The 23,596-nt window shown below is 45.0% G+C and carries 23 protein-coding genes, 1 tRNA gene, 1 rRNA gene and 1 other RNA gene; 19 read left to right on the top strand and 7 right to left on the bottom strand.

Features of this window, described 5'->3' with window-relative positions; translation table 11 throughout:
* The first annotated feature begins 35 nt into the window (after positions 1-35).
* From nhaC to N6H06_RS22080, 6 genes are all read left to right on the top strand, one after another.
* Positions 36-1,454: a Na+/H+ antiporter NhaC gene (gene nhaC / locus N6H06_RS22055; protein ID WP_062751416.1), complete on the top strand. Its 1,419-nt coding sequence runs from the start codon at positions 36-38 to the stop codon at positions 1,452-1,454.
* Between the two features lie 301 nt (positions 1,455-1,755).
* The gene (locus N6H06_RS22060; RefSeq protein WP_062751414.1) at positions 1,756-2,946 is read left to right on the top strand and encodes a M24 family metallopeptidase; all 1,191 of its coding nucleotides are present in this window, start codon (positions 1,756-1,758) and stop codon (positions 2,944-2,946) included.
* A gap of 19 nt (positions 2,947-2,965) precedes the next feature.
* Positions 2,966-4,165, top strand: coding sequence for a cystathionine gamma-synthase family protein (locus N6H06_RS22065; RefSeq protein WP_263707942.1), 1,200 nt, complete (start codon positions 2,966-2,968; stop codon positions 4,163-4,165).
* A gap of 2 nt (positions 4,166-4,167) precedes the next feature.
* Positions 4,168-5,358: a M20 metallopeptidase family protein gene (locus N6H06_RS22070; protein ID WP_263707943.1), complete on the top strand. Its 1,191-nt coding sequence runs from the start codon at positions 4,168-4,170 to the stop codon at positions 5,356-5,358.
* An 8-nt stretch (positions 5,359-5,366) separates the two neighbouring features.
* The gene (locus tag N6H06_RS22075) at positions 5,367-6,425 is read left to right on the top strand and encodes a homoserine dehydrogenase (protein WP_263707944.1); all 1,059 of its coding nucleotides are present in this window, start codon (positions 5,367-5,369) and stop codon (positions 6,423-6,425) included.
* Between the two features lie 13 nt (positions 6,426-6,438).
* The gene (locus tag N6H06_RS22080; protein WP_263707945.1) at positions 6,439-7,884 is read left to right on the top strand and encodes an aldehyde dehydrogenase family protein; all 1,446 of its coding nucleotides are present in this window, start codon (positions 6,439-6,441) and stop codon (positions 7,882-7,884) included.
* Between the two features lie 172 nt (positions 7,885-8,056).
* Here the strand turns inward: N6H06_RS22080 and N6H06_RS22085 are convergent, their stop codons facing one another.
* Positions 8,057-8,503 carry a PH domain-containing protein gene (locus N6H06_RS22085; RefSeq protein WP_062751405.1) on the bottom strand — a complete coding sequence of 149 codons (447 nt, stop codon included), beginning with the start codon at positions 8,501-8,503 and terminating at the stop codon, positions 8,057-8,059.
* Between the two features lie 208 nt (positions 8,504-8,711).
* Between N6H06_RS22085 and N6H06_RS22090 the strand changes: the two genes are divergently transcribed.
* Genes N6H06_RS22090 through N6H06_RS22100 form a run of 3 tightly spaced genes read left to right on the top strand, consistent with a single transcriptional unit; the run spans position 8,712 to position 10,911 of the window.
* Positions 8,712-9,512: a transporter substrate-binding domain-containing protein gene (locus N6H06_RS22090; protein ID WP_062751404.1), complete on the top strand. Its 801-nt coding sequence runs from the start codon at positions 8,712-8,714 to the stop codon at positions 9,510-9,512.
* A 41-nt stretch (positions 9,513-9,553) separates the two neighbouring features.
* Entirely contained in the window at positions 9,554-10,192 is a 639-nt protein-coding gene (locus tag N6H06_RS22095) for an amino acid ABC transporter permease (protein WP_062751402.1), read from the top strand.
* Positions 10,189-10,911 (top strand): amino acid ABC transporter ATP-binding protein, encoded by a 723-nt coding sequence (locus N6H06_RS22100; protein WP_263707946.1) that lies wholly within the window; start codon positions 10,189-10,191, stop codon positions 10,909-10,911. Before N6H06_RS22095 ends, N6H06_RS22100 begins: the two co-directional genes overlap by 4 nt.
* Before the next feature lie 57 nt (positions 10,912-10,968).
* Here N6H06_RS22100 and N6H06_RS22105 read toward each other — a convergent pair whose 3' ends face one another.
* Genes N6H06_RS22105 through N6H06_RS22120 form a run of 4 tightly spaced genes read right to left on the bottom strand, consistent with a single transcriptional unit; the run spans position 10,969 to position 14,870 of the window.
* Complete coding sequence (locus N6H06_RS22105) at positions 10,969-11,988, bottom strand: ABC transporter ATP-binding protein (protein ID WP_062751398.1); 1,020 nt, start codon at positions 11,986-11,988, stop codon at positions 10,969-10,971.
* Complete coding sequence (locus N6H06_RS22110; RefSeq protein WP_062751396.1) at positions 11,957-12,988, bottom strand: ABC transporter ATP-binding protein; 1,032 nt, start codon at positions 12,986-12,988, stop codon at positions 11,957-11,959. Before N6H06_RS22110 ends, N6H06_RS22105 begins: the two co-directional genes overlap by 32 nt.
* A gap of 18 nt (positions 12,989-13,006) precedes the next feature.
* The gene (locus N6H06_RS22115; protein WP_011244895.1) at positions 13,007-13,957 is read right to left on the bottom strand and encodes an ABC transporter permease; all 951 of its coding nucleotides are present in this window, start codon (positions 13,955-13,957) and stop codon (positions 13,007-13,009) included.
* 22 nt (positions 13,958-13,979) lie between these two features.
* The gene (locus tag N6H06_RS22120) at positions 13,980-14,870 is read right to left on the bottom strand and encodes an ABC transporter permease (RefSeq protein ID WP_062751394.1); all 891 of its coding nucleotides are present in this window, start codon (positions 14,868-14,870) and stop codon (positions 13,980-13,982) included.
* 494 nt (positions 14,871-15,364) lie between these two features.
* On the opposite strand from N6H06_RS22120, the gene N6H06_RS22125 reads away from it, so the two are divergent.
* From N6H06_RS22125 to ffs, 4 genes are all read left to right on the top strand, one after another.
* On the top strand, positions 15,365-16,972 hold the full coding sequence (locus N6H06_RS22125; RefSeq protein WP_263707947.1) for a glutathione ABC transporter substrate-binding protein: 1,608 nt from the start codon (positions 15,365-15,367) through the stop codon (positions 16,970-16,972).
* 133 nt (positions 16,973-17,105) lie between these two features.
* Positions 17,106-17,198, top strand: a tRNA-Ser gene (locus tag N6H06_RS22130).
* Between the two features lie 168 nt (positions 17,199-17,366).
* Entirely contained in the window at positions 17,367-17,864 is a 498-nt protein-coding gene (tadA, locus tag N6H06_RS22135; protein ID WP_263707948.1) for a tRNA adenosine(34) deaminase TadA, read from the top strand.
* A 78-nt stretch (positions 17,865-17,942) separates the two neighbouring features.
* An RNA gene (gene ffs / locus N6H06_RS22140) (signal recognition particle sRNA large type) lies at positions 17,943-18,209 on the top strand.
* Positions 18,210-18,457: 248 nt separating this feature from the next.
* On the opposite strand, the gene N6H06_RS22145 is transcribed toward ffs, so the two are convergent.
* Positions 18,458-19,039, bottom strand: a complete 582-nt coding sequence (locus N6H06_RS22145) for an ATP-dependent Clp protease proteolytic subunit (protein ID WP_062751389.1) — start codon at positions 19,037-19,039, stop codon at positions 18,458-18,460.
* A 20-nt stretch (positions 19,040-19,059) separates the two neighbouring features.
* Positions 19,060-19,725 carry an RNA polymerase sigma factor gene (locus tag N6H06_RS22150; RefSeq protein WP_062751387.1) on the bottom strand — a complete coding sequence of 222 codons (666 nt, stop codon included), beginning with the start codon at positions 19,723-19,725 and terminating at the stop codon, positions 19,060-19,062.
* Positions 19,726-19,878: 153 nt separating this feature from the next.
* Here N6H06_RS22150 and dnaX point away from each other — a divergent pair, with 153 nt between their 5' ends.
* From dnaX to N6H06_RS22180, 6 genes are all read left to right on the top strand, one after another.
* Positions 19,879-21,561, top strand: a complete 1,683-nt coding sequence (gene dnaX, locus N6H06_RS22155) for a DNA polymerase III subunit gamma/tau (RefSeq protein WP_263707949.1) — start codon at positions 19,879-19,881, stop codon at positions 21,559-21,561.
* A 15-nt stretch (positions 21,562-21,576) separates the two neighbouring features.
* Positions 21,577-21,888: a YbaB/EbfC family nucleoid-associated protein gene (locus N6H06_RS22160; RefSeq protein WP_062751383.1), complete on the top strand. Its 312-nt coding sequence runs from the start codon at positions 21,577-21,579 to the stop codon at positions 21,886-21,888.
* A gap of 12 nt (positions 21,889-21,900) precedes the next feature.
* The gene (gene recR / locus N6H06_RS22165; RefSeq protein WP_062751381.1) at positions 21,901-22,500 is read left to right on the top strand and encodes a recombination mediator RecR; all 600 of its coding nucleotides are present in this window, start codon (positions 21,901-21,903) and stop codon (positions 22,498-22,500) included.
* 12 nt (positions 22,501-22,512) lie between these two features.
* Positions 22,513-22,740: a YaaL family protein gene (locus N6H06_RS22170; RefSeq protein ID WP_062751379.1), complete on the top strand. Its 228-nt coding sequence runs from the start codon at positions 22,513-22,515 to the stop codon at positions 22,738-22,740.
* Positions 22,741-22,808: 68 nt separating this feature from the next.
* Positions 22,809-23,072, top strand: coding sequence for a pro-sigmaK processing inhibitor BofA family protein (locus tag N6H06_RS22175; protein WP_213029649.1), 264 nt, complete (start codon positions 22,809-22,811; stop codon positions 23,070-23,072).
* 308 nt (positions 23,073-23,380) lie between these two features.
* Positions 23,381-23,596, top strand: a 16S ribosomal RNA gene (locus tag N6H06_RS22180); the annotation flags it as partial.

Genomic DNA, 23,596 nt, shown 5'->3' on the forward strand with positions numbered 1-23,596 from the left:
CCCGAATTGGCTAGAGATATACAAGGGGGAGAAAAATGAAGAAAGAAATTTCTTTTTGGTTAGCACTCTTACCACTCATTCTAATGATTACAGCAATGGCTGTTACAATCGTGGGATTAGAAGGAGATCCGCATGTTCCATTGATGATTGGAACTGCTGCAGCTGCATTAATGGCGATAAAAGCAGGTTTCAAATGGAAAGATATTGAAGAAAGCATGTATAAGGGGATTAAACTTGCTTTACCAGCCGTTGTCATTATTATTCTTGTCGGCTTAACGATCGGTGCATGGATAGGTGGGGGGATTGTAGCGACAATGGTCTTTTACGGATTGAAATTAATGAGCCCTTCATTATTTTTAGTTTCTATTTGCATCATATGCGCTGTAGTTACTCTCGCTATTGGCAGTTCATGGTCTACCATGGCTACGATTGGAGTAGCTGGCATGGGGATTGGTTTAAGTATGGGAATACCGGCGGCAATGATCGCTGGTGCTGTCATCTCAGGAGCGTATTTTGGAGATAAACTTTCGCCATTATCCGACACAACCAATCTTGCTGCTGGTTTAACAGGGACAGACTTATTTGAACATATCAAATTTATGCTTGTAACCACGATTCCTGCACTTTTGATTGCACTAATTGTATATTGGTTTCTTGGGCAAAATTATATAGAAGGAAATGGAGCAAATTTTGCTGACATAGATAGTACAATGGCTTCACTCCAAGATAACTTTGTGATTTCCCCCTGGCTGTTAATTGTACCACTTACGGTGATTGTATTAGTGATGTTTAAAGTACCAGCTATCCCAGCATTGGTTGTGGGAATTGTATTAGGATTTTTCAGTCAAATTTATGTACAAGGAGATGGATTGAGTATTGCTGTTTCCACGCTTCAGAATGGTTACATCATTGACTCAGGTAATCATATGGTAGATGAACTATTTAACGGTGGTGGAATCGACGCAATGATGTACACTGTATCTTTAACCATTGTGGCGATGACGTTTGGAGGCGTACTTGAAAACACTGGTATGCTCCAGGCGATTGTTCAGCAAATTTTAAAATTAGCAAAGACAGCTAAACGCTTAATTATCACTACGGTTCTTTCTAGTTTTGCTACCAATGTTTCTTGTTCGGAACAATATATTTCGATCGTTGTTCCGGCTAGAATGTATGCAAAAACATACGAAGACCAAAATTTGCATTCCAAAAACTTATCGCGCGCAGTAGAAGATGGAGGCACATTGACGTCTGTTTTTGTTCCATGGAATACATGTGGGGTATTTATCTTTGCTACATTAGGTGTACATGTTTTTCAGTATGCCCCATACGCTATTTTAAACTTCACCGTGCCACTACTATCTATTATCTTAACTTTACTTGGAAAATCAATTATATACCGTCATCCGAATAAAACAACAGCTCGTATAAAGCAAACAGAAAAGGTAATCTAGAGTAATGAACGCCATGCACGTCTTTCTGTGTCATTCGAATCATATAGGCTTAGCCCCTTTAGGTGGACATGTTCTTAATCGTCTATCTGGAGGTTTTTTTTTGAAAACATATACAAAGAATTTAAGTGGGAAAGGTTCGTTTGAAATTAGAGAAGGGATGTCTTATAGACAACTTCAGGATTGATCCATCAAAATGTCTACAGAAGCAATCGAATTTTCATACATTCAAAATATTGCATAGCTTCGGCTTATGAGTAGAATGAAAGAAACGAATGACCTACTCAAAAGGAGGCTGGTTTACATGTTCCCGTTCACATTGGATGAGTATCAGGTCCGCTTGGCAAAAACAAAGGAAAGCATGAGTGAAAAAGGCATTGACGTGCTGTTGCTCACTGACCCAGCCAATATGAATTATTTATCCGGTTATAATGGCTGGTGCTTTTATGTCCATCAAATGCTAGTCGTCTTAATCGATGAGGACCAGCCGATTTGGATTGGGCGGGGCATGGACGCGAACGTTGCTAAGCAGACAACTTGGTTAATGCATGAACGAATTATTCCGTATCCTGACCATTATGTCCAATCGAATGATCGTCACCCGATGGATTTTATCGCAAAAGTTCTTGCAGATATTGGCCAAAGCAACCGCCGCATTGGTGTTGAATTAGATACGTATTACTACACGGCAAAAGCACATGAGCGTCTTACGCAAAGCTTGCCAGACGCCCGGTTTGTCGACGCGACTAACCTTGTCAACTATGTGCGCATCATCAAGTCAGACATGGAAATCCACTATATGAAATGCGCAGGCAAAATTGCGGCCAAGGCGATGTATGCCGGCATGAATGCCATTAACGCGAGCGCACGAGAAAGCGATGTCGTAGCGGCAATTTACCACGCACAAATTGCCGGGACAGAGGAGTTTGGCGGCGACTATCCGGCGATTGTCCCGCTCTTGCCGTCAGGCGTGAAAACAAGCGCTCCTCATATTACGTGGTCTGACCAACGCTATCCAAGCGAAGATACAGTCATTATTGAGTTAGCTGGCTGTTATCAACGTTACCATGCACCACTCGCAAGAACAGTGACAATTGGAAAGCCGCAGCAGCGTGTTGTCGATATAGCCAAAATTGCCGTTGAAGGGCTCAATGAAGTGCTTGCATGTATGAAGCCTGGAGTCACGTGCGAAGAAGTGGAGGCTGTCTGGAGGAAGACGATTGGGCGCTACGGACTCGAAAAAGAAGCACGTATTGGCTATTCAGCCGGATTGAATTATCCACCTGATTGGGGCGAACATACGGCAAGCATTAGAAAGGGAGATAAGACGGTGCTGCAAGCCAATATGACGTTCCATATCATCCCTGGCATGTGGTATGACGACTTTGGGGTCGAAATTAGCGAATCCGTACGGGTGACGGAAAATGGCTGTGAGCTTCTTTGCGATTTTCCGCGGCAGCTGTTGACCAATGATCCAAATGCATCTGCTTCATAATTCGATTGGGGGGCTTATCATGACAAAAATGAACAATGCCAAGTTTGCTACGAAAGCAGTATGGGCAGGGGAAAAAGACTATTTGGTCCATGGAGCGACGCAAGTTCCGGTCATTCCGAGTGTGGCTTTTGGCTATGACGATATGGACGAATGGTATGAAGTGGCCGTTGGCAGAAAAAAAGGCCACATTTATGGTCGTAATACAAACCCGACCGTGCAAGCGTTTGAAGATAAAGTGAAAGTGCTGGAAAGGGCGAATGCAGCAACTAGTTTTTCAACGGGTATGGCGGCTATTTCCAACACGCTTTATACGTTTCTAAGACCAGGGGACCGCGTAGTGACAATTAAAGATACGTATGGCGGCACCAATAAAATTTTTACTGAATTTTTGCCCAAGTTGAATATCGAGGTTGTTTTTTGTGAAACAGGAAATGTGGAGCAAATCAAAAAAGAAACGGCCAAAGGCTGCACGATCGTTTATTTAGAGACGCCAACCAATCCGACCGTAAAAATTACTGACATCCGCGCTTGTGCAGTAGCTGCAAAACAAGTTGGCGCTCTAGTTGTCGTCGACAATACGTTTGCGACTCCAGTTAATCAAAACCCACTCACTCTTGGCGCCGATCTCGTTATCCATAGCGCAACGAAATTTTTAGGTGGCCATGCAGATGCCCTTGGAGGCGTTGTCGTCGGTTTAGATGAGTCCCTGATTGAAGCGATTTACCACTATCGGGAAATCAACGGGGCAACAATGGATCCTTGGGCTGCTTATTTGATATTGCGTGGCATGAAAACACTTGAATTACGAGTGAAACGCCAAGCTGAAAATGCCCAGAAGCTAGCTGTCTATTTGCAAACGGTGGAAGAGGTCGAAACCGTATTTTATCCTGGCCTCGTTAACCACCCTAACCACGAAATCGCCAAAGCGCAAATGTCTGGTTTCGGCGGCATGCTAAGCTTCGCTGTTGCTGGCGGTGTCGATACGGTGCGCCACTTATTGCCAAAGCTAGCGTTTGCCAACAAAGCTGCAAATTTAGGGGCGGTTGAGACGACAGTGGGACCGGCGCGGACAACGAGCCATGTTGAATGCACGCCACAAGAGCGTGCAGCCATGGGCATTCCTGAAGGGTTAATTCGCGTTTCGTGTGGAATTGAAGATGGAGAGGACATCATTGCTGACTTTAAGCAGGCTTTCGAGGCTGCCAAAATAGAGGCCTGAGTATGAATCTGTTGGGAATTCGGGCACGGGCTGAGCAACTGGAAGATCAACTTATGACATGGCGCCGCCACCTGCATAAACATCCAGAACGTAGCTTTCAAGAAAAGGAAACCGCTGCTTTTGTGGCACAGGTGCTTAGGCGTTTGCCTGGGATGGTCGTAACGGAGCAAGTCGGTGGATATGGCGTCGTTGCTGAACTTGCCGGAAAGCAAGGAAAAACCGTGGTTTTGCGCGCCGACATGGATGCATTGCCGATCGAAGAACAGCCACATTCATTTGCTAGCATCAAAAAAGGGACGATGCATGCTTGTGGGCATGACGCCCACACGGCCATTTTACTTGGCGCAGCGACGATATTAAGCGAGCGGCACCAGGCAGGCTTACTAAATGGCACAGTGCGTTTTTTGTTTCAGCCAGCTGAAGAGAAGATGGACGAAGCTGGGAAGACTGGCGCTATCTATATGATAGAAGCAGGGGCGATGGCTGGAGCCGATATCGCCTTTGCGCTTCATATGTGTCCTTGGCTGCGGCCGAATGCGATTCAAGTTCATAGCGGTGCTAGCATGGCCAGCTTTGATGCATTTAAAGGGACGATTACAGGCAGCGGGGGGCATGGAGCATATCCCCATTTAGGCGTTGACGCCATATGGCTGCTTTCGCAAGTGCTGCCGGCGATTTACGGACTGACTGGTCGCTTTTCCTCCCCACTTGAACCGGCCGTGATTAGCATTGGCCAAATCCATGGCGGCAGAGCAAATAACGTCATCCCTGAAATCGTTGAAGTAGAAGGTACGATCCGTTGTTACAACGAAGATGTTCGCAAAAAACTAACGGAGGAAATAAGCAATGCCTTTTCTATGGCCAATGTGTTTGGCGGTGAAGGCCGATGTACAGTGGAACGAGGCGAGCCGGTACTTGTGAATGACAGTGAGGCGATTGCGCTGATTAAACAAGTGGCCAGCCATCTTTATCCAATTGACCGCATTGTTACTGGGCCCTACGGGTTAGGAAGTGAGGATTTTGCCCATATGGCCAAAACGACAAAAGCGGCGCTGTTTTTCTTAGGTTGCCAGCCTCGACATGGCGAGTTTGATTTGCATACGCCACAGTTCCAAATCGATGAAGCTTGCCTTCCGAAAGGAGCGGCACTTATGGCAGGCGTATGCGCCTATGCCTTAAATAAAAAGGAGTGAGTGCGACCATGAAATTGGCGATTCTTGGTTTTGGCGTTGTCGGCAAAGGACTGGCAGAGATTTTGGCCAAACAATGTGAAAAGACGAGGCAGCAAACCGGAATGGCGCCTAAAGTAGTGGCGATTTCCGATTTTAAAATCGGGTCATTGTATGATCCAAATGGTCTCGATCTCGCTAAAGTGCTCAATTTGGCAGCGACTGTTGGCTCATTAGAGGACTATCCTGATTCCGCTACGCTTGTGAGGGGTCTCGATGCAATGACGACAATATTGCAGACCAATGCAGATGTCATTGTTGAAGCGACGTTTACGGATATCAAAACAGGCGAACCAGCCATCACACACTGCAAAACGGCATTTGCGGCAAAAAAGCATGTAGTGATGACCAATAAAGGGCCGATCGCGATGGCTTACAAACAACTGTCAGAGTTAGCGGCTAAAAACGGTGTCTATCTTGGTTTTGAAGGCACGGTTATGAGCGGAACGCCGGCTTTACGCTTAGCCCGTACAGCACTCATTGGAAATACGTTTACGGAAGTGAACGGAATCCTAAATGGGACAACGAATTATATGTTAACACAGATGGAAGACGGGATGTCCTATTCTGAAGCTTTAAAACAAGCTCAGGAAAAAGGATATGCTGAAGCCGATCCGACAAGTGATGTGGAAGGCTACGATGCCTTATACAAAATCGTCATTCTTGCCAACACCGTTATGGGAGAAGCGCTTACCCCTGACGATGTGGAACGGGTCGGTTTAAAGACGTTGTCAGCTGCCGAGATTCAGACCGCGAAACAGCAAGGGAAGCGCTGGAAAATGCTTGGCACAATTCGAAGAACTGCTGATGGTGTAAAGGCGGCTGTCAAACCGATGTTGCTTGATTCAAGCCATCCCCTTTCATCAATTGATGGCGCCACGAATGCGATTACGTACAGTTGCGACCTGGCGGGGGATATTACGTTGACAGGTGCAGGGGCAGGCAAGAAAGAAACGGGCTATGCCTTATTAAGTGATTTGATCGATTGTCACTTTTTTATGGAGGAGAATAGAAACGTGAAGAGTCATTAAAGGAGGCGGTCCAATGAAACTGGATCTAAGGCGGCAACAAATGCTGCTCGCAGGCGAATGGGTGGACCGGACCGAGACGATTGAAGTTCGGAATCCAGAAAATGATCAGTTGGTCGCGATTGTCCCAAAAGCATCCAAAACAGACATGGAGCAGGCGATTATTTGTGCAAAAGAGGGGGCGAAAGCATCGGCTGCTCTTCCTGTTTATAAGCGGATGGCCATTTTAAATCGAGCTGCCGATTTTGTTGAAGCCCACAAAGAACGGTTTGCACGTACCATTGCTACAGAAGGAAGCAAAACGATTCGCGAAGCACGGAAGGAAACAGGTCGGTGTGTCGAGACATTGCGATTATGTGCGGAGGAAGCACGCCGCGTAACGGGTGAAACGATCCCATTTGACCAGTCCCCAGGAGGAGCAGGGCGCTTTGGCTATTACGAACGACATCCTCTTGGTATCATTGGCGCCATTACGCCATTTAACGATCCACTGAATTTGGTCGCCCATAAGATTGGCCCAGCTATTGCGGCAGGCAATGCGATTGTGTTAAAACCAGCAACAGCAACGCCATTAAGCGCACTCTTGTTAGCCGAAGCCTTTATGGAGGCAGGATTGCCAAAAGGGATATTGTCCGTTATGACAGGATTGGGCGGTGAAGTTGGCGATGTGCTTATCACCCATCCTGACGTGCGAATGGTTTCCTTCACAGGGGGAATGGAGGCTGGCCTTGAAATTGCCAAAAAGGCAGGTTTAAAGAAGAAAAGCATGGAACTTGGCTCTAATTCACCAGTCATCGTCCTCGAAGATGCCCATATTGAAGACGCTGTAAAAGCGAATGTGAGCGGTGCCTTCTGGGCAGCGGGGCAAAACTGCATAGGCGTACAGCGCTTGTACGTCCATGCAGAGGTTTATGACCGCTTTAAAGAGCTGTTTGTAAAGCAGTCCTGTGCTTACACGATGGGAGAGAAACTATCTGAAAAGACCGATATGGGACCCCTTATATCTGAAAAAGAAGCAAAGCGTGTTGCGTTCATGGTAGACGACGCCCTGCGGATGGGCGCAGTCCTTCTATGCGGCGGCAAGCGGAGCGGCGCTTTTTATGAGCCAACTGTGCTTGAAAACGTACCAGACGACTGCATGCTCGCTAAAGAAGAAATTTTTGGGCCAGTGGTCTTGCTTTATAAGGTTGAGTCTCTTGCAGAGGGAATTGAAAGGGCGAATCAATCGGAATATGGCTTGCATGCGGGCTTATTTACAGAGGATATGAATGCTGTTTTTCAGGCAATTCGAGAGCTGGAAGCAGGCGGTGTCATGGTCAATGATAGCTCCGATTTCCGCATTGACGCGATGCCATTTGGAGGAACAAAGCAATCAGGATTAGGGCGCGAAGGCGTAAAGTTTTCTATATTAGAGATGACAGAGCAGAAAGTGGTTTGTTTTAAATTACGCCATAATGGGTAAAGAGGTTGGGAACAGATCGTTCCCAACCTCCGTTTGTAGCCTAACGCTCGCATTTTCTATCAGGCTAGGTGATTGGTTTTTACGCATAGGAAGATAAGCTGCCCCAGTGGAAAGAGATTTTTAACGTTGAACCAGTCTTAGAAATTCGCCGACCAACTGGATCTTTAGCGTCCTAGCACTTTCTTTTTGTTTGCTTTATGTTTATGTCAGGATTGATTCTTTTCACTTGTTCTATGAATAACTGCTTCTCTTTAGGTGAAATTCGAATAAGATTATAGTGACTGTATTCGATTTCGATTTTGTTGCTTGAGAGGGCAGGGGAAGCGAAAAAATCCTTTGTAAACCTCATCGCCTTAATCGTATTGATGTTGATTGTTTTTTTATAAAAACCAAACACAACGACAATGGTTTTCGACTCTGGTTTAAGGACATACTTTGTCCTGAAAAATATCGAACCAATCAGAAGCAAAAACAGTATCAATACGGGCTTTTTTATAAAAGCGTTTTGCACTGGGAAAGCGGCTACATTCAAGTCAAAGACAATATCGATGCTTAATACGATCATGAGGGAATACATGATCGCTGAATAAGTGATTCCTTTTTCGCTTTTAAATACCAAGACGGCCACCGCCTGTTTTTTGTAAGAATGATATCATATGAATGAGGGGTCTATTGGCCGCTAATTAGCGAATGAATTAGGAAAGCGAGGTATTCCTTAACCATGCTTGTGCTCACCGAGGGAGAACAAGGATAAGCGCTTTTGTACTAACAGTACCAACATGCTAAACTAGCATAATTAACAGAAAAAAAGAAAAAGGGGGATGGCTATGACCATACGATTAGGGACTGCCTTTGTAGCAGGTGCTGTTCTCGTCCTCGCAGCTTGTAATAATAGTGAAACAGGGGCGAGCGATCATACAGGCGGGGCGGATGGTGACAATGTTGAAACTTACCAAGTAGCTACTGATAATAATTTTGTCCCATTTGAGTTTATTGATTTAGAGACAAATGAACTAACAGGCTTTGATATCGAATTAATGAAAGCGATCGCTGAAGAAGCTGGTTTTGCGGTTGAATTTCAGCAAATGGATTTTTCCGGGGCGTTGTCAGGAATTGAACAAGGAAGTTATGATGCTGCCATTAATGGGATGACCATTACTGAAGAACGTAAAGAAAACATTGATTTTTCCGATCCTTATTATGAATCAGGCTTGGTCCTAGCGGTAGCAGAAGAGGATGATGTGATCCAATCAATAGACGACGTTACTTCGTCCACAAAAGTGGCGACGAGGCTGTCATCGACGAGTCAAACGTATTTAGAAGATAATACGGAAGCGCAAGTGGATGCTTACCCTGAAATTACAGAAGCCTACCAAGCGTTGCTTGCTGGCCACGTCGATGCAGTTTTATATGACATGCCAAATGTGCAGTACTTCATGCAACAACAAGGAGAAGAGCAAATGAAAATGGTAGGCGAGCGTTTAACAGGCGAGGAATATGGGATTGCTTTTCCAAAAGGCTCCGACCTCGTTGAACCAGTAAATGAAGCGCTGGCGACGCTCATGGAAAACGGCACGTACGGCGATATTTATGAAAAGTACTTCGGAGAACGGCCAGAAGGCATGTGAAACATCGCTATGGCAGCTTTCATCAAGAGGTGAGATAAAAAATGGATTTTGGGGCATTGCCTTTTTTATGGGAAGGTTTGAAATACACGGTTTTAATTACGCTCGTCGGTATTTTTTTAGGAAGTATTGTTGGCTCGATTTTCGGATTGATGCGCCTATCTCGTATTGGGTTCGTGAGAGCAATCGCAGCGATTTTTGTGGAAGCCATTCGAGGAACGCCTTTGCTGGCGCAAATCTTTTTTATCCATTTCGGGATTCCAGGTCTGTTGGATTTACGGTTTGATCCGCTTTACACTGGGATTTTTGTCATTGCGATTAACTCAGGCGCCTATATTGCCGAGATTGTCCGCGGCGGGGTACAATCGATAGACAAAGGGCAAATGGAAGCTGGCAGGTCGCTAGGTTTAACAGGGAGTCAAACAATGCGCTATATTATTTGGCCTCAAGCCATTAAAGTGATGATTCCTCCATTCGGCAACCAATTTATTATCAGTTTAAAAGATACGTCGCTTTTATCGACGATCGCCGTTGCCGATTTAATGTATCAAAGCAGAACGTATACTGGTTTATCTGCTTCGTATTTTGATACATACTTGCTTGTCTGCCTGTTTTACTTAGCGATCACGATTCCGGCTTCTCTTTTATTACGCTATACAGAACGGAGACTGGAACGGACATGATTAAAGTAAATGACTTGCATAAATCGTTTGGAGAACATGAGGTGCTAAAAGGGATTACGACGGACATTCGCGAAAAGGAAGTCGTTTGCATCATCGGCCCTTCTGGCTCTGGGAAAAGTACGTTTCTCCGCTGTTTAAACCGGCTTGAAGACATTACATCTGGGGAAGTGGTCATTGATGGCGTCAACATTGCCGACCCGAAAACAAATATTAACACTGTGCGACAGGAAGTTGGCATGGTGTTTCAACATTTTAATTTGTTTCCTCACAAGACGGTATTGGAAAATATCACGCTTGCACCATTGAAAGTGCGGGGCATTGAAAAAGGGGAAGCGGTTGCGGCAGCCAAGAAGCTTCTTGAGAAAGTCGGTTTAGGGGATAAAGCAGATGCGTACCCGGCAAGCTTGTCAGGCGGGCAAAAACAGCGTGTTGCGATTGCAAGAGCGTTGTCAATGAATCCGAAAGTGATACTGTTTGATGAACCGACGTCAGCACTAGACCCTGAGCTTGTCGGCGACGTCCTTTCTGTCATGAAAGAGTTGGCATTCGAAGGGATGACGATGGTCGTAGTCACACACGAAATGGGGTTTGCCCGGGAAGTCGGTGATCGCGTTTTCTTTATGGATGAAGGCCGCCTTGTTGAAGAGGGCACGCCTGTAGAGATTTTTGAACAAACGAAAAACGAGCGTACAAAATCGTTTTTAAGCAAAGTCTTGTAAAAATAAAAGCCTGCTTTTAGCCATCAAAATGGCCAAAAGCAGGCTTTTTCGCGTTTTTTAAGAATAAGCAGGTTGGTGTTCGCCAGAAGAAATTTCCTCCATGTAATGGCATGCCCCTGCATGGCTATTTGCCATTCCTTCGGTTGTCCGCAATTCAGGCACGTCTGTTTTGCATTTTTCTGTTGCAAATGGGCAACGTGTATGAAAACGGCATCCGCTTGGGGGATCAATTGGCGATGGCACGTCGCCTTGCAAAATGATGCGTTCTTTTTTTATGCTCGGATCTGGTTTTGGAATCGCAGACAGCAACGCTTTTGTATACGGATGCTGTGGATTATCGAAAACCGATTTTTTATCGCCCATTTCCACAATACGGCCAAGATACATGACAATGACGCGGTCTGAAATATGACGGACAACGCCTAAGTCGTGGGAAATAAACAAATACGTTAATTTTAATTCCCGTTGCAGTTTTTTGAGCAAATTAATGACTTGTGCTTGGATCGATACATCAAGCGCGGAAACCGCTTCGTCGCAAATGATCAATTTTGGGTTGACAGCCAAGGCTCTGGCAATTCCAACGCGTTGCCGCTGGCCGCCACTAAATTCGTGAGGGAAGCGATCAATTTGGTGTTCGCCTAAACCGACTGTTTTCATTAGTTCGCGAATAAGCCGATCATGATCCTTGGCAGGCGCGACTCCTTGGATGGTCATCGCTTCTGAAAGCACTTGGCGAACCGTTTGCCGCGGATTGATCGATGCATACGGATCTTGGAAAATAATTTGCAAGTCTTTGCGTTTTTTCCGCATTTGGTTGCGGTTCAGCGAAAGCAAATCTTCGCCTTGGAACTGGATTTTTCCTGAAGTCGGTTCGTCAAGACGGAGAATTGCCCGGCCAGTTGTAGACTTTCCGCAGCCGGACTCGCCTACAATCGAAACCGTTTCGCCTTCTTTGACTTCAAACGAAATGTCATCAACTGCTTTGACATGGTTGACCGTCCGTCCTAAGAAGCCCCCTTTAATCGGGAAATATTGCTTTAAATGGTCAACTTTTAGTAGCGTATTGCTCACGTACATTCACCTCCGGCTTATCCCATTTATCCGTGTAAATCCAGCAGCGGATTTGGCTGCCGTCTTCATTTGTTTCGAGTTCAGGCAGCTCTTTGCAAATGTCGCTTGCAAATGGGCAGCGAGGCGCAAAACGGCAGCCTTTTGGCATATCGGCTGGCGCTGGCACAGAACCTTTTATAATAGACAGATCGCCTTCTACGTCTTCATCATGGCGCGGCAATGATTGCATAAGGCCGACTGTGTATGGGTGGCGCGGTTTCGTAAACAAGTCTTGGACAGAGGCGTACTCCACGACTTGTCCGCCGTACATCACGGCGACATTGTCGCATGTCTCCGCTACAACCCCAAGGTCATGCGTGATCATGATAACAGACATGCCAAGGCGATTTTGCAAGTCTTTAATTAACTCAAGAATTTGCGCTTGAATCGTCACATCGAGTGCGGTCGTCGGTTCATCGGCAATTAGCAAGTCTGGGTTGCACGCAAGAGCGATTGCAATCATGACACGTTGCCGCATTCCACCTGAAAGCTCAAACGGGTATTGGTCAATCCGTTTCTCAGGAGAAGGAATGCCAACAAGTTTCAACATCTCAATGGAACGAGTACGTGCTTCTTTTTTTGATAAATTTTCGTGAATGCGAAAAGACTCACTGATTTGCTGCCCTACTGTAAAAGTCGGGTTTAACGATGTCATTGGCTCTTGGAAAATCATCGAAATTTCGTTGCCACGAATTTTTCGCATTTGCGCAGGCGTTTTTTTCAATAAATCATCGCCCTTAAACAAAATCTCCCCACCGACCACTTTTCCTGGATGTGAGAGCAAATTTAATATTGATAGGGACGTAATGCTTTTACCAGAACCAGATTCCCCAACAATGCCAATCGTTTTTCCTTTTTCAACATCAAATGTCACGCCATCTACTGCTTTTACTTCCAATTCCTTCGTGAAAAAAGAAGTACGTAGATCACGTATTTGCAAGATCGGATCATTAGCCAATCGTCTCACTCCTTTCTCTTATACGATTTATTCCGTTTCAACCCGTTTGTTTACGAATCGATAGGCAATGTCTACAAGCAAGTTAACAAGGACGAACAAAAGCGAAGCAACTAAAATGCCGCCTTGCATGACAGGAAAGTCGCGGTTGTTGATCGCGTCGTAAATCAGCCTGCCCATTCCGTTAATCGCAAACACGCTCTCGGCAAGGACGGCGCCGCCAAGCAAGCTGCCAAAGCTCAAACCAACTACGGTAATAACTGGAATTAACGCATTTTTTAAAGCATGCTGATAAATAACAATCCGTTCCCTAACCCCTTTGGCACGAGCAGTGCGAATATAGTCTTGGTTAATAACTTCTAGCATGCTGGAACGAGTCATCCGGGCAACAATCGCTGCCCCTGAAATGCCTAGCATAAATACAGGTAGTACAAGCTGTTCAAAGCTACCCCACCCAGAAGGGGGAAACCAAGCTGTATCGATAAATTTTCCGATAAATGGAATGTTACCTAATGCGAACCATTGGATCAGCACAAGGCCAAGCCAAAAGTTTGGCATGGACATCCCAAATAAAGCCAACACCATAATCGCAGAATCACGGAATGAACCGCGCTTTGTTGCGGACAGGACGCCTGCAATCAAGCCAAGAAAAATACTGAGAATCGTACTATATATCGACAGTTCGAGCGTTATGCCAATTCGCTGGAGAATTAAATCAGAAACAGGCTGTCCATTCCGTAAAGAATTCCCTAAATCGAATTGAACTAAGTTGGTCATATAGCGAAAATATTGGACTGGATAAGGGTCATTCAGACCGAGTCGTTCATTAATGGCTTCAATTTGTTGAGGCGTAGCCGATTCGCCTGCAAGTACTTGAGCGGGGTCGCCTGGAATAAAATGCATTAATGAAAAAACGATCAATGTAACCCCGATGATAACAGGTATTAGCTGGAGCAATCTGCGGACTAAAAATTTAAACATAGGCGCACCTCTTTTCTATAAATTATTTTGTCTTTGGATCAAGCGCATCACGAAGCCCATCGCCAAACAGGTTAAAGGCGAGGACAAACAAGACAATTGCTAGTCCAGGGGCGTAGGTCATATGCGGAGCCTGGAACATGTATACTTTTCCGCTGTTTAACATCGCACCCCATTCAGGGCTAGGAGGTGAAACGCCTAAACCAAGAAAAGAGAGGCCTGCGGCAGATAAAACACCAGTTGCAATTGATAAAGTCGATTGTACAATTAATGGGGACAAAGTATTTGGTAATATATGTTTAAAAATAATACGAGTATCGCTAGCACCCAGCGCTTTAACAGCATCGATATATTCTAATTTTTTGACAGATAGTGTTGAGCCTCTCGCAATCCGTGCAAATACTGGAAACGCGCTGATTGCTACCGCAAGAATAATGTTATTCAAGCCAGGCCCGAGTGTCGCAACGATTGCAAGCGCAAGGATAATGCTCGGAAATGCTAAAAGAATATCCATAATCCTCATAATAATGGCATCGATTTTACCGCCGTAGTAGCCAGAAATAATGCCAATTACTGTGCCAACCGTTCCTGCGATGGCGACGGAAACAAAACCAATACGGAATGTAATGCTTAAGCCGTGTAAGATGCGTGAAAACACATCGCGACCAAAATCATCGGTCCCGAACCAGTGATCACTGGAAGGCCCTTGTAATTTAAGTGCAAAGTCTTGTTCATTAATGCCTTGAGGGGCAATCCAAGGGCCGATGACGGCTAAGATTGCTAGAATAATAATCAGCACTCCGCCAAAGACGGCAGACTTGTTCGACAACAAACGACCTAAAAAAGCCTTCCAATTTCGCACCCAAGGCTTTTGTGCAACTTGGCCGATTGGCTGACTTGCAGTATCCTGAGACATATTCAACTTCCTTTCTTTTCAACTTATACGCATCATCTGATTATACATTAAGTCTTAAAACGAAAACAATCTAAAATAGCAATCTTAATATAGTATTTTAGCGAATAATGTCGACATATGCAAAGGGAATTTTCGGATTTGAACACAGTTTTATGGAGATTTATCGAATAAGGGATGAATCACCATAAATCCAGTTGGCATCCTTGAGACAGATTGTGAGATAAATAGCGTCCTATTTTTCCCTCCACACTTGTTAACCAAGAGTAGAAAATGGTCGCTATTATAATAGGAAAATAAAAGAAACAGGCTATGAAAAGCAAAAAAACATAGGATATTACCATTAAAATGAAGCAAATCAATATATTAGGATGAATATTCAAGACTAAAGTCCTAATTAATGTGAATGTTTAAAGCAGGACATTGTTTATTTGTGTAAAATAGTATATAGTGAAATTTGTTTTACAGAAATTTAAGAGAACAAGGGGGATAAAATAATGAATGTAAAAAAACCGTTTTACGGTGTTATGGCTTTAACTGTAGCTGCTGGACTAGCTGCATGCTCCAGTGAACCAGATGAAAACACAAATACCGGCGGCGGTGAAAGTGCAGAAGAAGGCGAACAAGGCGGCGGCGATCTTGTCGTTGCAATGAATGCCGACATTGTTGCCTTAGATCCGCATCAAGTCAATGACGTGCCATCTGGCCAAGTCCAAGGGCAAATTTATGAAGGCTTAGTTGAGTTTGACGAAAACATGGAATTGCAACCGGTTTTGGCAACGGGCTATGAGTGGAATGACGATGGAACAGCGTTGACGTTCCAACTGCAAGAAGGCGTTAAATTCCATGACGGCGCTGAATTCAACGCGGAAGCCGTTAAAAAGAATATTGAACGTATTACTGATGAAGCACTTGCCTCACAACGGGCATTTTTATTTGAAGAGATTTCAGAAATTAACGTCATCAACGACTATGAAATTGAGTTCGTGACGGAAGAGCCGTTTGCGCCGCTCATTTATAGCTTTGCTCACAACGGCGGATTCATGATTAGCCCTGACGTTATCGATGCTGACTATGCGGCGATGGAAGAAGGCGAACAACCATCGACTGAAGTGGGTGCTAACCCGGCGGGAACAGGCTACTTTAAATATGAAAGCGGCCAAATTGGTTCTTCTGAACTTGTCTTCACGAAAAACGAAGAGTACTGGGGCGAGCCAGCAAAGCTCGATTCTGTCACGTTTAAAACCGTTCCAGATGGCAATACCCGTTTAGCAGAACTTGAAACAGGAAGCTCTCATTTTATTGAACCACTTGACGTGTCAGGTGTTGCCCAGTTGGAAGCAACAGACGGCGCACATTTGCTAGAAACGGAAAGCATTTCCGCTTCTTACTTTGGCTTTAATCTCGAGAAAGAGCCTTTTGATGATGTCCGCGTCCGCCAAGCGATTGCAATGGCGATTGATAAAAATGTAATTGCCAATGATATTTTAGACGGCTTCGAACTTCCGGCGACAAGCCCAGTATCACCAGGGGTTATTGGCCATGACCCAAATGCAGAGCCGCTTCCATATGATGTAGAAGCTGCGAAAGAATTGCTTGCAGAAGCAGGCTATGAAGATGGCTTTGAAGTAACGCTTTCTACGAATGATTCAGCTGCACGTGTTGACTTAGCGCAATACATCCAAAATCAACTAGCTGATTTGAACATTACAGTGGACATCAATATCCAAGAATGGGCCACATATTTGGACGCAACAGGAAATGGTGAACATGAAATGTTTATCCTTGGCTGGAGCTCAGCAACAGGAGACGCAGACTACGCTTTGGCGCCGCTCTTCCATTCTGACAGCTTTGGCGAGGTAGGCAACCGTTCGTTCTACTCAAATCCTGAATTGGATGCGATTTTAGATGAAGCTGCCAAAGAAGTAGATGAAGACAAGCGTAATGAGCTTTATGCAGAAGCACAAGCAATCTTAAACGAAGAAGTGCCAGTTGTATTTACAACAACGAAAAAATACTTGAATGGCGTCCGCGATGAAGTGAAAAACATTGCCGTTTCTCCTTCAGGCGACTTCTTGTTCCACGACACGTATATTGAGCAATAAAAATGAAAGGCTGCCAATTTTGGCAGCCTTTCAGATTGTAGACATCAGTCTAATGAGGTTGTCGGCAGAATCATCCAGATTAATACTTGCATTTTCGCTTAAAATTGCTTATACTAGCTTTTGTCAGTTAAACGGAGGAATACCCAAGTCTGGCTGAAGGGATCGGTCTTGAAAACCGACAGGCGGGTCACACCGCGCGGGGGTTCGAATCCCTCTTCCTCCGCCATATTCGCAAATACACACGACCACTGGAGTGGCCGTGTTTTTCTTTATCATTATATAGTGATAACAAAGCCGTTTAAGCTTAAAGATCAAACAAGAATAAAAGCATAAGGAAAATAGATTGGGCTCTTTGGCATCTTTTTTAACACGATCAGGAGTGTGAGGATCATCGATGGATCAAGGAACACATGAAAAATGGATGAATGTGGCCTTAGAAGAGGCAGCAAAGGCAGAGGAAATCGGTGAAGTGCCGATTGGTGCAGTGATTATAAAAGAAGGCAAGCTCATCGCCTCTGCCTACAATTTGCGGGAGGCCAACCATTCAGCGCTCGCTCATGCTGAACTGTTGGCGATTGAACAGGCAAACAAAAAACTAGGCGCTTGGCGGCTGGAAGGCTGCACGTTATATGTCACGCTTGAACCATGCCCGATGTGTGCTGGCGCGATTGTGCAATCGCGAATTCCAACCGTTGTCTACGGGGCACGGGACCAAAAAGCAGGCTGTGCCGGCACATTGATGAACCTTTTACAAGAGGAGCGCTTTAACCATCGTTGTGAAGTGATTAGTGGGGTGTTGGAAGAGAGATGCGGAGAGAAGTTGTCGGCATTTTTTCGGGAATTGCGTGCTAACCAAAAAAGGAAAAAACAGGATTTGCAAGAAGGGCGTTAACGGTTGCATTTGTCTAGTCGATCTAGTATACTTGAACTTGCACCTTACCTTTAGGTGCTTACCTTTATTTACAATTTGCCGTGCTAGATGGGGAGGTAGCGGTGCCCTGTAACTCGCAATCCGCTATAGCGAGGTTGAATCCCTTTTTGAGGTTTCAGTGCTGCAAGGCCTGCCCTGAGTAAGTGGTGTTGACGTTTGGGTTCTGCGCAACGGAAACCCATGAACCCTGTCAGGTCCGGAAGGAAGCAGCAGTAAGTGGACCCTTCCGTGTGCCGCAGAGGTGCCTGGATCGAGCTAACTGCTCAGGTAACGCTTGTGGCGCTGTTATCGAGGAAAGGTGCACGGTATTTACTATATTCTTTGCAGATGCGAACATGATGTGTGCCGCATCGTTTAAAAACGAAATGAATGAAATAATGCTCCATCAGTCAGTATTTGCCTGGCTGAATGGGGCGTTTTTTATTTTGTTGTGTTATGTAGCCAATGAGCTTTCCATACCTATTTTAAAGGGGATAGGCCAATACGAAAATGGACGGTTCGTTTGCTCTATTATATGTAGAAACGAGCGACAGTTACCCGCCGCTCGACACGAGTCAAACTGGAAGAATGTTATCGATCACGCCATAGTCTTTTGCCTCCGCAGCGCTCATAAAGTAGTCACGTTCACTATCGTTGGCGATTTTTTCAGGCGTTTGTCCAGTCCTTTCCGCGATGAAGTGGTTTATTTCCTTGCGTTGTTTTAAAATCCGCTGAGCGTAAATGTCCATATCAGACGCTTGCCCTTTCATGCCTCCGTGGGGTTGGTGAATCATGACTTCTGCATGGGGTAAAGCGCAGCGTTTCCCTTTGGTCCCTCCTACAAGAAGAACGGCTGCAAATGAGGCAGCCATGCCAGTGCAAATTGTCTGGATGTCTGGTTTGATGTATAGCATCGTATCGAGAATGGCAAAGCCTGCAGAAACGGAGCCACCAGGGCTGTTAATGTAAATGGAAATGTCTTTTTCAGGATCGGTAGAGGCAAGAAAAAGCAGTTGGGCTGTGACGCTGTTCGCAAGAGGGTCGGTAATTTCATCGCCGATAAAAATAATCCGGTCTTTCAAGAGACGAGAGTAAATGTCATAACTCCGCTCCCCGTAATGGGTTTGTTCCATCACATATGGAATCGGTGTGCTCATCAAAATCGCTCCTTTTTTACTTAAGCAGCCAGCGCCTGTGGTGCTGGCGTTTTCATTTTCATATGCTTGCTATGCAAAACAGACGCTGGAACGGTCTCGTTTACCAATTGCACAATCAGCGCGGTATTTTCCTCAGCCAGTGCTTTTACAAGCAGTTGGACATGCAAAGCTTGATCGTCTGCCAGTTTCCAGTCTTCTTCCAAATGTTCGCGCACATGTTTTGAAACATTTTGCCGTGCCCGAAAAAGAGTGGCTTTCACTGATCCTAGTGACTGCTGGCACGCCTGGGCAATGTCTTTTAACGGCCATTTGTACACGTCTGCAAGCAAGAAAATGCCAAGTTGCTTGACTGTCAGGCTCGACACAAGCGGTTTAAGCAAATAATCAAGGTCAGAGCCGGCGTGAAATGTGGCACTGCTCGCCTCAGACAAAGGTTTTTGCGATGCCTGTCTTTTCGTTTTGCGGCAGTGGTCGATAAATGTATGCTTGGCAATCGTAGTGAAATAAGCATTTGTGAGCCGTGTTAAGCCTGCCTTATGCCAATGGCACCAAGCTTTGAGCCATGTGTCATGGTATAAATCTTCTGCTTCCCAACGATTTTTTGTTAAAGCTAAACAGTGATTCTTTATGCTTTGGGCGTATTTGTCCCAAGCCTTTTGAAAGTCAACTGTGCGCTTGCTTGTCATCAAAGCATCTCCTTTCTATTGCTTTCTATATAAATAAGAACGTTCTTACGGGCAAAAAGGATATGGGGAAACAAGTTTTTATGGAGCGCCCTTTAAACCGGAAATAGAAAAGGCTATAATAATGTTACTGAATGAAGAAGAAGGGGGGAGCCGATGAGCTATCAAGCCCTTTACCGTGTGTGGCGCCCGCAGTTACTAGAAGATGTTGTTGGGCAATCACATATTACAAAAACACTAAAAAACGCACTTTTGCAACAAAAGCTTGCACACGCCTACTTGTTTTCAGGCCCACGGGGGACAGGGAAAACAAGTGCAGCAAAAATAGTCGCCAAAGCAATCAACTGCAAACGAGCTCCAGTGGCAGAACCTTGTAATGAGTGCGATGCCTGTGTAGGAATCACGAATGGCTCGGTTGTCGATGTGATTGAAATTGATGCGGCTTCCAATAATGGCGTAGATGAAATACGTGATATACGTGATAAAGTGAAATTTGCGCCGAGCGAAGTTGCTTATAAAGTGTATATTATAGATGAAGTCCATATGCTTTCAACAGGGGCTTTTAATGCGCTCCTAAAAACATTAGAAGAACCGCCAGCTCATGTTATTTTTATTTTGGCAACGACGGAGCCCCATAAAATTCCGTTAACGATTCTTTCACGGTGCCAACGCTTTGATTTTAAACCAATCTCAAATGAAGCGCTAATCAATCGAATGAAGTTCATACTTGACAGCAACCAACAGCCTTATGAAGAAGAGGCGATTGAGCTGATTGCCAGAGCAGCTGATGGAGGCGCCCGCGATGCCCTTAGTTTGCTTGATCAAGCCATTTCCTTTTCAGAAGAAAAAGTCTCTACAGAAGATGTTTTGACGATTACCGGCGCTGTTTCCCGAGAAGCGCTTCATCAATTGGCAGCAGCGCTGGAAAAACAAAATGCGCGCCTCGTCCTAGAAACGATTGACGAAACGCTCAAAGGCGGAAAAGACCCGAAAAGGCTTTTGGAAGATTTGCTGTTATATTATCGAGACCTGCTTTTGTATAAAACAGCGCCTGAAACAGCAGATTTGTTTGAAAGAGCTGCCCTTGATGACGCATTTGTTCAAGTGGCCGAATCTTATAGCAGACCGTTTATTTATGCTGCCATCCAGAGCCTTTCTGAAAGCCAACAAGAAATGAAATGGGCGCTCCAGCCAAAGATTGTGCTTGAAATGGCTGTGATGAAATTAATGCAGCTTGCACCTGCTCAAGACATGGCGCAAGTGGGCAACGAAGAAATTCGCGAACTACAAGAAAAAGTGAAGCGCCTTGAAGATGAGCTTGCCTCAGTCAAACAAGCAAACACTATTGATAAAAGCGAGCCGGCGCCTGCCCAAAAAGAACGGCGGCGCATGCAGCCAAGGGCACCACAGCAAGGAAAGGCGACTCCTGCCGCTGCTCGTGAACTATTAGAGAACGCCAATAAAGCTGATTTACAAGAGACGGTAAGCCAGTGGGGCGCGATCATGGAGAAAATAAAAGGGGAGAGTGTGCCTGCCCATGCATGGCTAAGCGACTCTAAACCCGTTGCCGCTTCGGATACGAAGGTACTGTTAGCGTTTCAAAATGAAATGCATCGTGATATGATGGATACAAAGTTTCGAGGCGTTCTTTGCCAAGTGCTAAAGCAAACATTTAACAGCCGTCATGATTTTGTGACATTGCTGAACCAACAATGGCAGCAAATAAAGGCTGAGTATGTCAAAGACAAACAAACTGACCATCCGCAAGAAGCTGATCCGTTGATTGATGAGGCAGTTAAGCTAGTTGGCGAAGATTTGATTGAAATCATTGATTCCTAAAGGAGATGGATTTAAATGAAGAACATGGGAAATATGATGAAGCAAATGCAAAAAATGCAAAAACAAATGGTGAAAGCGCAAGAAGAGTTAAAAGAAAAAACAGTTGAAGCAACTGTCGGCGGCGGAATGGTGACCGTTATTGCTTCCGGGGACAAACGGATTTTGGAAGTGAACATTTCTGAAGATGTCGTTGACCCTGAAGATGTCGAAATGCTCCAAGATCTTATTATTGCAGCAACAAATGAAGCGCTAAAGAAAGTCGATGAATTGGTTGAACAAGACCTTGGGAAATTCACTAAAGGACTGAACATGCCAGGAATGTTCTAGGGGGCTAAGAGATTGCAATACCCGAGACCGATTGCAAAATTAATAGAAGGGTTCACAAGGCTCCCGGGAATTGGGCCAAAAACAGCAAGCCGCCTTGCCTTTCATGTCCTTGATATGAAGGAAGACGATGTGCTTGAGTTTGCGAAAGCCCTTGTCCATGCAAAAAGGGATTTAACTTACTGCTCTCAATGCCATAACATCACAGATACGGATCCATGCCAGATTTGTGAAGATAAGCATAGAGACCGTACAACGATTTGTGTTGTCCAAGAATCACGAGATTTAATTGCAATGGAGAAAATGCGGGAATACACCGGGCTTTACCATGTTTTACACGGGGCGATTTCGCCCATGGATGGAATTGGACCAGAAGATATTAAAATCGCGGAACTGATCAAACGTTTGCAGGCTGATGAGAGTGTAAAAGAAGTCATTGTTGCCACCAATCCGACGATTGAAGGAGAGGCAACGGCAATGTATATTTCACGCTTAATTAAGCCTACTGGCATTAAAGTCACTCGCCTAGCCCATGGTTTGCCTGTCGGTGGCGATTTGGAATATGCTGATGAAGTAACGCTTTCTAAAGCAATTGAAGGTAGACGTGAATTGTAAGGTGGCATCTTGATGTTAGGTTTTCGAAAAAAAGGCGTTCTCCGTAAAGAAGAAGAAGCAACGTTGTACGAAATGCTGGAACGCCAAAAAGAATCGATCGATTATCAAAAGAGGCTGTTAGCGCATAGTGTAGACCCTTCTGAAGAATTATTGAACCAATTGAAACGAGCGGAGGCGCTTTATTCGCTCCTTCTTCGGGAAGCGCGAATCCGCCATAGACGCAAACAAAAAGGATCCTGAATTTAGGGTCTTTTTTTGTTGTGGCGATCATACAGTAAAGCAAGACGAGCTCTCTTTGAGGTGATAGGATGGAATCTTGGCTTATATTGTCCATATTAGGTGGAATTGTCGTTTTGCTCTTGATTATAGGAGCGCCAGTAAAGCCATTGCGGATAGCCGGACAAATCGGCGTTCGGCTGATTATCGCGACGCTGTTGTTGTTCTTGCTAAACTCATTTGCAACCGCAACGGGTTTGTTTATTCCTATTAATGCCATTACAGCAACGACTGTCGCGCTACTTGGCTTGCCAGGGATGCTTTTGCTTGTAGCTGTGCAACAAATCATTCTTTGAAACCGCGGAAAAATCATTCTATCTTTTTCCAGCGGTTTTTTTATAATTTCTTATTGCATTCCTCATTTGATCCATGTTATATTACTTCTTGCGCCACAAAAGAACAGTAGTTTTAAAGTTTTTTTTGAAAAAGATATTGACTTTACTGGCGGAAACATGGTATATTAATTGAGTCGCCAAGAGAGAACGGCGACAAACGAGTCCTTTGAAAACTGAACAAAAGCCAAGCGTAAAAGAGATACAAGGTATCTCGTCAATGAATGATAGTGAGCCACAACTTTGGTTGTGCAATGAGCAAGTCAAACTTTTTAACGGAGAGTTTGATCCTGGCTCAGGACGAACGCTGGCGGCGTGCCTAATACATGCAAGTCGAGCGGACAGAAGGGAGCTTGCTCCCGGACGTTAGCGGCGGACGGGTGAGTAACACGTGGGCAACCTGCCCCTTAGACTGGGATAACTCCGGGAAACCGGAGCTAATACCGGATAATCCCTTTCTCCACCTGGAGAGAGGGTGAAAGATGGCT

Origin of the sequence: Shouchella tritolerans (genome assembly GCF_025770735.1) — a bacterium.
GTDB lineage: Bacteria > Bacillota > Bacilli > Bacillales > Bacillaceae_D > Shouchella > Shouchella tritolerans.